The organism is Streptomyces sp. CNQ085, from assembly GCF_022614595.1.
Taxonomy (GTDB): domain Bacteria; phylum Actinomycetota; class Actinomycetes; order Streptomycetales; family Streptomycetaceae; genus Streptomyces.
Genome location: NZ_JAJFAU010000065.1, coordinates 16,325 through 25,460, shown reverse-complemented (window position 1 = coordinate 25,460; position 9,136 = coordinate 16,325). Strand labels below are relative to the sequence as shown.

Sequence of the window (9,136 nt, the reverse complement as noted above, 5' to 3'; positions counted from 1 at the left end):
CACCGGACCCTGGGACTCCGGTCAGCGTACGGCCGAGCGGGTCCGCGCCGCCTCCTGGGACCGCCGCGGCGGCGCGGACCACACCGGAGCGGGCCCCGCGGGCGGTCTCTCCCCGGCGCCCAGTGCCGCCGAGGTGCTCACCGCGCTGGGCCCCGCGCCCGCCGGGGCGGGCGCCGAGGAGGACCGGGGCGGCCGGGCGGAGCGGGCCGTGCCGAGCCCGGGCGAGGCGCCCGCCCCCGCCGCACTCGCCGACGCCCTCCAGCCGCTGCTGGAGGACGGGACCCTGGGCACGCTCCGCACCGCCTCGGTGATGGACGTGACCACCGGCCGGGAGCTGTACGCCGCCAGGGCCGGCCGGGGCGTCACACCCGCCTCCACCGTCAAGATCGCCACGGGGGTCGCCGCGCTGTCGGCCCTCGGGCCGGACCACCGCATCCCCACCCGGGTGGTGTGGGACGCGGACGGGAAGCGGGTCCTCCTGGTCGGCGGCGGCGACCCCACGGTCACCCCCGCCGCGCTGCGACGGCTGGCCGACACCACCGCCCGGAAGCTGCGGGAGCGCGGCGTGGAACGGGCGGAACCGGCCTACGACACCTCGCTCTACTCCGGACCCGCCCGCCATCCGATCGGGCCGAACGAGAACATCGCGCCGGTCAGCGCGCTGATGGTGAACGAGGGCCGCCTCGACGACAGCACCCGAGGGCCCGCCCCCCGCTCGGACGACCCGGCACGGGACGCAGCCGAGGTCTTCACCGACCGCCTGCGCGAGCGCGGTGTCGACGTCGGGCACCCGGGAAGCCCCGGGCGTGCCCGCGAAGCGCCCGAGGGCGCCGAGGAGCTGGCCGTCCACCGCTCCGCGCCGCTGGCGGAACTGGTCGAGCGGATGCTGCTCCACAGCGACAACGACATCGCCGAGGCCCTCTTCCGGCAGACCGCCGTGGCACACGGGGAGCCCGTGAGCTTCTCCGGCGCCGGACGCGCGGTGCGCGCACAGCTGGCCGGACACGGCCGGGCGCTGCCGCTGAAGGGCGCCCGCTTCGCCGACGGCAGCGGGCTCGACCGGTCCGGCCGGATCTCCGCCGGCCTGCTGGCCCGCCTACTGGTCCTGGCGGCCGACCCCGCCCACCCCGAGCTGCGTCCCGTGCTGACGGGACTGCCCGTGGCCCGCTTCAACGGCACACTCGGCGGTCGCTACGACGACGAGGCGACCCGTAACGGCGCGGGGCTGGTCCGCGCCAAGACCGGCACCCTGACCGGGATCAACACCCTGGCGGGCACGGTCGTGGACGCCGACGGCAGACTCCTGGCCTTCGCGTTCACGGCCTCGGGCACCACCGACCGCCAGGGCGCCCACGAGGCCCTGGACCGCCTCGCCGCCACCCTGGCCAACTGCGGCTGCCGCTGACCGGGCAGGCGTGAAGGGCCGTCCCCGCGGGCACTCCTGCCCGGGCGCCCGTCCGCTCCCGTTCGGGCGCACCGGCACGTACGGTGAAGTCATGACGAGCCTCGGTGGTGTGGAGATGGTCGACTGGAATCTCGCGGTGGCGACCGCGACCCGGCTCGTGAGGCCCGGGCCCGAAGTGAGCCGTGAGGAGGCGCGGGAGGCCGTCGCCGAGCTGCGGCGGCACGCCTCGGCGGCCGAGGAGCACGTGCGCGGCTTCACGCGGATGGCTCCCGACGGCGCCGCGGACACCCCCGTGCTCGTCGTGGACCGGCCCGGCTGGATCCGGGCCAACGTGGCGGGCTTCCGCGAGCTGCTGTCGCCCCTGCTGGACAAGATGCGGGCGAGGCGCGACGGCGGCCCCGGCAACGCGGTGCTCGGCGCGGTCGGCGGCAAGGTGACCGGTGTCGAGGTCGGGATGCTGCTGTCCTTCATGGCCTCACGCGTCCTGGGCCAGTACGAGACCTTCGCCCCACCCACCCGCGATCTGCCGGGTGCTCCGGGCGAGGGCGGTGGACGGCTGCTGCTGGTCGCGCCGAACATCGTGCACGTCGAGCGCGAACTGGACGTCGACCCGCACGACTTCCGGCTGTGGGTGTGCCTGCACGAGGAGACCCACCGCACCCAGTTCTCCGCCGTGCCGTGGCTGCGGGACCACATCGAGGGGGAGATCCACGCCTTCCTCGGAGAGACCGACATGGAGCCCTCCGCGCTGCTGGAGCGGCTGCGCGAGGCGTTCCAGTCGCTGGCCGGGAGCGGCCGTCCGGAAGCCGGGGACGACGGGGAGCAGGAGGGAGGACGCAGCCTCGTCGAGCTGGTGCAGACCCCGGCGCAGCGCGAGGTCCTCGGCCGCATCACCGCCGTGATGTCGCTGTTGGAGGGGCACGCGGACTACGTGATGGACGGTGTCGGGCCCCAGGTGGTCCCGTCGGTCGCGGAGATCCGCGAGAAGTTCCAGAAGCGCCGCGCGGCCGGCGCGGGCCGTCTTGACCAGGCGCTGCGCAAGTTTCTGGGCCTCGACGCCAAGCTGCGGCAGTACCGCGACGGCGAGCGGTTCGTGCGGGCGGTGGTGGACGAGGTCGGTATGGACGGCTTCAACCGCGTGTGGACATCCCCCAACACACTGCCCACCAGGACGGAGATCGCCGCTCCGTCGGAGTGGATCGCGAGGGTGCACCGGAAAGCGGACTGATGACCGCCGAACGCCGAGACATTCACTCTTGCGAGGGACCGTGGCCGGTCGGCGCGCGTGCGATGCTCAGGGATACGGCTCTTCTCTGTCACCATCGAAGCACCCAGCGTAGTCATCGACTGCGCGGCCACGACTCCCCGAGGAAGTGAACGGACATGGGTCCCCACCCCGCGGTCGCCGCGATACGCCTGGCGGTTCGCCGCATCCTCCGCGACGTGCTCCAGGACGCTCCCGCCGGCCCCCGGGCCCCCGTCGGCCCCTCCGCCTCGCACCGGCGCCCTCCGCTCGTACTCGTCGCCTGCTCCGGCGGCGCCGACTCGATGGCGCTCGCCTCCGCCCTCGCCTTCGAGGCCCCCCGTCTCGGCCTGCGGGCCGGGGGCCTCACCGTCGATCACGGCCTGCAGCCCGGCTCCGGCGACCGGGCCCGGGAGGTCGTCTCCCGTCTCACCGAACTCTCCCTCGAACCGGCCGAGGCCCTCACCGTGGCCGTCGGCCGCGACGGCGGTCCCGAGGCCGCCGCCCGCACCGCCCGCTACACCGCCCTCGACGAGGCCGCCGACCGCCTCGGCGCCGTCGCGGTCCTCCTCGGCCACACCCGCGACGACCAGGCCGAGACGGTGCTGCTCGGCCTGGCCCGGGGCTCCGGCGCCCGCTCGCTCTCCGGAATGGCCGCCGTCTCCGGCTCGCCGGCCGGCCGTGACGGTATCCGGCACCGCTATCTGAGGCCGTTCCTAGGCGTGGACCGGCAGATCACGCGCAAGGCGTGCATGGTGCAGTCGCTGCCGGTCTGGGACGACCCGCACAACGCCGATCCGGCCTTCACCCGCTCCCGGGTGCGTCACGACGCCCTGCCGGCCCTGGAGAAGGCGCTCGGCAGGGGTGTGGTCGAGGCCCTGGCCCGCACCGCGCAGCTCTCGCGGGACGACGCCGACGCCCTCGACGCCTGGGCCCGCGAGGCCGAACGGAAGGTCCGCGCGGAGCTTCCGCACTCCCCGCCGTCCTCGCGCTCCCTGCCGTCCCGGGCGCCCCGGGGGGAGGGCGGCGGAGGCGGCGACACCGGCGACGCCGTGAATGTCACGGATCTCACGGGGAGGTCCGGATCGGCCCTCGACATCGCTGGGCTCGGCGCCCTGCCGCCCGCCGTCCGCCGGCGCGTGCTGCGCCGTGCGGCGGTCGCGGCCGGTTCCCCGGCGGGCTCGCTGTTCGCCCGCCACATCGAGGAGGTGGACCGGCTGGTCACCGGCTGGCACGGTCAGCGGGCCATCAGCCTGCCGGGCAGGGTGGCCGCCCGACGGCAGGGTGGCACACTGGTCATCCGGCAAGTGTGATCCCCGACCGAGAGCAGCAGGGTGGACGACAAGGACATGGGCGCCGACCTCAAGTCGGTGCTCATCACCAAGGAAGAGATCGACGCGAAGCTGGCCGAGCTGGCGGAGGCGATCGACGCGGAGTACGAGGGCGAGGACCTGCTCCTGGTCGGGGTCCTCAAGGGCGCGGTGATGGTCATGGCGGACCTCGCCCGTGCTCTGTCCTCACCGGTCACCATGGACTGGATGGCGGTGTCGTCCTACGGCGCGGGCACCCAGTCCTCCGGTGTGGTCCGCATCCTCAAGGACCTGGACACCGACATCAAGGGGCGGCACGTCCTGATCGTCGAGGACATCATCGACTCCGGCCTGACGCTGTCCTGGCTGCTGTCGAACCTCGGCTCGCGCGAGCCCGCCTCGCTGAACGTCTGCACCCTGCTGCGCAAGCCGGAGGCGGCGAAGGTGGCGATCGACGTGAAGTGGGCCGGCTTCGACATTCCCAACGAGTTCGTCGTCGGCTACGGGCTGGACTATGCGGAGAAGTACCGCAACCTGCCGTTCGTGGGGACGCTGGCACCGCACGTCTACGGAGGCTGAGGGGCCCGGGCGGACCCGGTGCGCCGTCCGGGAACGTTCGGGGGGTCCCCCGGCGTTGAAACCGGCGGACGGGGATGTTCCCCGTCCGTCGGCGGCGCCCGCCTCGGCAGTGCTTCGGGCCGTGATCCTGGGGTACCGTCCGAAGGTCGGTCCGTCGGGGCAATCCGTTCGCAGGCCGAGCAAGCCGGAGTAATACACCGTACGCACAGGCGATCTCACCCGAGGTCGCGGTGCCTCACTGTGGCAGGAGGGACGGGGCGCGTGCCGCCCCGTGTGGATGGACGTGAAGCGCTACTTCCGTGGTCCCGTCATGTGGATCGTGCTGGCCGCCCTCGCCGTGGTCGTGTTGATGAACGTCGTCGGCTCGTCCGGCGGCTACAAGACGGTGGACACCGGCCAGGTCGTGCAGGCGATCAACGAGAACAAGGTCAGGTCCGCCGAGCTGACGACCGGCGATGAGCAGACCGTCAAGGTCGAGCTCACCGAGGGCACGACGATCGAGGACAGCGACAAGATCAAGGCCAGCTACATCGACGACCAGGGCGTCGACCTGGCCAAGCAGTTGCAGTCCAAGTACCAGGACGGGCAGATCGAGGACGGTTACACCGTCTCGCCGCAGAAGCAGAACCCGTTCCTCGGGATGCTGCTCTCGCTGCTGCCGTTCGTGCTGATCGTGATCGTCTTCCTGTTCCTGATGAACCAGATGCAGGGCGGCGGCTCCCGGGTGATGAACTTCGGGAAGTCCAAGGCGAAGCTGATCACCAAGGACACCCCCAAGACGACCTTCGTGGACGTCGCCGGCTCGGACGAGGCGGTCGAGGAGCTCCACGAGATCAAGGAGTTCCTCCAGGAGCCCGCCAAGTTCCAGGCCGTCGGCGCGAAGATCCCCAAGGGCGTGCTGCTCTACGGCCCGCCCGGCACCGGCAAGACGCTGCTCGCACGCGCCGTCGCGGGCGAGGCGGGCGTCCCGTTCTACTCGATCTCCGGCTCCGACTTCGTCGAGATGTTCGTCGGCGTCGGCGCCTCGCGGGTGCGTGACCTGTTCGAGCAGGCCAAGGCGAACGCCCCGGCGATCGTCTTCGTCGACGAGATCGACGCCGTCGGCCGCCACCGCGGCGCCGGCATGGGCGGCGGCCACGACGAGCGCGAGCAGACGCTGAACCAGCTGCTGGTCGAGATGGACGGCTTCGACGTCAAGGGCGGCGTCATCCTGATCGCCGCCACCAACCGCCCGGACATCCTCGACCCGGCGCTGCTGCGCCCGGGCCGTTTCGACCGGCAGATCGCCGTGGACCGCCCCGACATGCAGGGCCGCCTGGAGATCCTCAAGGTGCACGCCAAGGGCAAGCCGATGGAGCCCGACGTGGACCTGTCCGCGGTCGCCCGCCGCACTCCCGGCTTCACCGGCGCGGACCTGTCCAACGTGCTCAACGAGGCCGCGCTGCTCACCGCGCGCAGCGACAAGAAGCTGATCGACAACCACTTCCTGGACGAGGCGATCGACCGCGTCGTGGCCGGACCGCAGAAGCGGACCCGGATCATGAGCGACAAGGAGAAGAAGATCACCGCGTACCACGAGGGCGGTCACGCCCTGGTCGCGGCGGCCTCACCGAACTCCGACCCCGTCCACAAGATCACCATCCTCTCCCGCGGCCGGGCGCTGGGCTACACAATGGTCCTGCCCGACGAGGACAAGTACTCCACCACGCGCAACGAGATGCTCGACCAGCTCGCGTACATGCTGGGCGGGCGCGCGGCCGAGGAGCTTGTCTTCCACGACCCGACCACCGGCGCCGCCAACGACATCGAGAAGGCGACCGCCACGGCCCGTGCCATGGTCACGCAGTACGGCATGACCGAGCGGCTGGGTGCGATCAAGTTCGGCTCCGACAACTCCGAGCCCTTCCTGGGCAAGGAGATGGGCCACCAGCGCGACTACTCCGAGGAGGTCGCCGGGCTGGTGGACGAGGAGGTCAAGAAGCTGATCGAGACCGCCCACAACGAGGCGTGGGAGATCCTCGTCGAGAACCGGGACGTCCTGGACAACCTGGTGCTGGCCCTCCTGGAGAAGGAGACCCTCGGCAAGGAGGAGATCGCCGAGATCTTCCGGCCGATCGTCAAGCGCCCGCCGCGCCCGGCCTGGACGGGCTCCGCACGCCGGATGCCCTCAACCCGCCCGCCGGTCTCCACCCCCAAGGAGCTGGCCCTGACCAATGGCAGGCAGCCCGGCCAGGAGAAGGGCAAGGAGATCGGCCCGACGGACACCGCGCTCTCCAAGGAGACCCGCCTGCCGTCCGACGAGCCCAGGCCGGAGAACTGACCGAGGCTCCCGCTCAGGCGCCGGCCCCCGGGCCGGTGGCGGGGAGCCCCAGGAATGCCCGCCGCGCCCCTCCGGTTGACTACCGGAGGGGCGCGGCGGGACTACCGGAGGGGCGCGGCTTTTCGCCACCGCAATCGAGAAAGAGGACCACATGATCGACCCGGTGACGCTGGAGGGCGAGGGCTCCGTCGGAGAGTTCGACGAGAAGCGTGCCGAGAACGCCATACGGGAACTGCTCATCGCGGTCGGCGAGGACCCCGACCGCGAGGGCCTGCGCGAGACCCCGGCCCGGGTGGCCCGGGCGTACCGGGAGATATTCGCGGGACTGCGGCAGCGGCCCGAGGACGTGCTGACCACCACCTTCGACCTCGGCCACGACGAGATGGTGCTGGTCAAGGACATCGAGTTGCTGTCCTCCTGCGAGCACCACCTGCTGCCCTTCCACGGAGTGGCGCACGTCGGCTACATCCCGGCCGACTCCGGCAAGATCACCGGCCTGTCGAAGCTTGCCCGGCTGGTGGAGGTCTTCGCCCGCCGTCCCCAGGTCCAGGAGCGTCTGACGACGCAGATCGCCGACTCGCTGATGGAGATCCTGGAGGCGCGCGGCGTGATCGTGGTGATCGAGTGCGAGCACATGTGCATGACGGTCCGCGGCGTTCGCAAGCCCGGCGCCAAGACCATCACCTCCGCGGTCCGCGGCCAGCTCCGTGACCCCGCCACCCGCGCCGAGGCGATGAGCCTGATCATGGCCCGCTGATCGCCCGCTGACCGTCGGCAGGCAGGGCGCCCGGTCACGTGCCGCCCGACGGGGCGGTGGCGGGGAGGCACCCACCGAACGCCTACGCTGGAGCGCATGAGTACCTTGCGCGTCCCCCGAGGGGAAGTGACCGGGCTGCCGGCATGGGACCGGTGCGCGGTCATGGGCGTGGTGAACGTCACGCCGGACTCCTTCTCCGACGGAGGCCGCTGGTTCGAGACCGGGGTCGCGGTCAAGCACGGTCTGGCCCTGGTCGCCGAGGGCGCCGACCTGATCGACGTGGGCGGCGAGTCCACCCGGCCCGGCGCGACCCGCGTGGACGAGGCGGAGGAGCTGCGCCGGGTGATCCCGGTGGTCCGCGAACTGGTCCGCGAGGGTGCGGTGATCAGTGTGGACACCATGCGGGCGTCCGTCGCCGAGCGGGCGGTGGAGGCCGGTGCCCGGCTGGTCAACGACGTCAGCGGCGGGCGCGCGGACCCGCGCATGGTCCCGATGGTCGCCACCGCCGATGTGCCGTACGTGGTGATGCACTGGCGCGGTCAGAGCATCGACATGAACGACCGTGCCGTCTACACCGACACCGTCACCGAGGTGATCGGCGAGCTGCGCGAGGCCGTGGACCGGGCGGTGGCCGGCGGGATCGCCCCCGAGCGGATCGTCGTCGATCCCGGGCTGGGCTTCGCCAAACAGGCCGCCCACGACCTGGCTCTGGTGGACGCCACCGCCCGGCTGCGCCGGGAGCTGGGACGGCCAGTGCTGGTCGCGGCCTCCCGGAAGCGGTTCCTGGGCCGGGTGCTGGCGGGCGACGGCGGCGAGACGCCGCCGGCCCGAGAACGGGACGCGGCCACCGCCGCGGTCTCGGCGCTCGTGGCGCGCGAGGGCGCCTGGGCGGTACGGGTGCACGAGGTGCGGGCGAGCGCGGACGCGGTCCGGGTGGCCCGGGCCCTGGAGGGAGCCAGGTGAGCGGAGAGGCCCGCACGGACGCCGAGGCCGTGGAGGCGGCCAACGCCGCGCTGTACGACGCGGTGGAGCGCGGCGATCTCGACGCCCTGGCCGACAGCTGGCTCGGCGGCGAGATCAGCGTCGTGCATCCTGGCTGGCCGGTGCTCACCGGACGCGACGAGGTGCTGCGTTCGTACGCGTTGATCATGGCCAACACCGAGTACATCCAGTTCTTCCTGACCGATGTCGAGGTCTCCGTGGCCGGTGACACCGCCCTGGTCACCTGTACCGAGAACATCCTCAGCGGTGGCCCCGCCGAGGAGGACGGCTCGGCCGGACCCCTGGTCGGCGGGCTGGTGGTCGCCACCAACGTCTTCCGCAGGGCGGAGGACGGCCGGTGGCGGGTGTGGGCCCACCACGGTTCCCCGGTCCTCGTCGAGGACGAGGACGAGGAGGGCGGGGACGAGAAGACCGACGGCGTCGACGGGGAGGGCGGGACGGTGCTCTGAGCACCAGTCTGAGAGAGTGGCCCTCGTGTCCGGTGGGACGGACGCCGGCCGAAACCGGCACCCGTCCCACC

At 72.4% G+C, this 9,136-nt stretch carries 8 protein-coding genes; all 8 read left to right on the top strand.

Annotated features, from left to right (window positions below; genetic code table 11):
• Positions 1–1,405 (top strand): D-alanyl-D-alanine carboxypeptidase/D-alanyl-D-alanine-endopeptidase (gene dacB, locus LJ221_RS13175; protein WP_241716586.1); only part of this gene is annotated, 1,405 nt, incomplete at its 5' end.
• Positions 1,406–1,496: 91 nt separating this feature from the next.
• A complete protein-coding gene (locus tag LJ221_RS13170; protein ID WP_241716584.1) occupies positions 1,497–2,633 on the top strand; it encodes a zinc-dependent metalloprotease in 1,137 nt (378 codons plus the stop codon).
• A gap of 155 nt (positions 2,634–2,788) precedes the next feature.
• Complete coding sequence (tilS, locus tag LJ221_RS13165; RefSeq protein WP_241716582.1) at positions 2,789–3,961, top strand: tRNA lysidine(34) synthetase TilS; 1,173 nt, start codon at positions 2,789–2,791, stop codon at positions 3,959–3,961.
• A gap of 36 nt (positions 3,962–3,997) precedes the next feature.
• On the top strand, positions 3,998–4,537 hold the full coding sequence (hpt, locus tag LJ221_RS13160) for a hypoxanthine phosphoribosyltransferase (protein WP_241716592.1): 540 nt from the start codon (positions 3,998–4,000) through the stop codon (positions 4,535–4,537).
• Between the two features lie 277 nt (positions 4,538–4,814).
• Positions 4,815–6,857 (top strand): ATP-dependent zinc metalloprotease FtsH, encoded by a 2,043-nt coding sequence (ftsH, locus tag LJ221_RS13155; RefSeq protein ID WP_241716580.1) that lies wholly within the window; start codon positions 4,815–4,817, stop codon positions 6,855–6,857.
• Positions 6,858–7,008: 151 nt separating this feature from the next.
• On the top strand, positions 7,009–7,614 hold the full coding sequence (gene folE, locus LJ221_RS13150; RefSeq protein WP_241716578.1) for a GTP cyclohydrolase I FolE: 606 nt from the start codon (positions 7,009–7,011) through the stop codon (positions 7,612–7,614).
• 96 nt (positions 7,615–7,710) lie between these two features.
• Positions 7,711–8,577, top strand: coding sequence for a dihydropteroate synthase (folP, locus tag LJ221_RS13145; RefSeq protein ID WP_241716577.1), 867 nt, complete (start codon positions 7,711–7,713; stop codon positions 8,575–8,577).
• A complete protein-coding gene (locus tag LJ221_RS13140; protein WP_241716575.1) occupies positions 8,574–9,065 on the top strand; it encodes a nuclear transport factor 2 family protein in 492 nt (163 codons plus the stop codon). The genes folP and LJ221_RS13140 overlap by 4 nt, the downstream gene beginning before the upstream one ends.
• Positions 9,066–9,136: the final 71 nt, after the last annotated feature.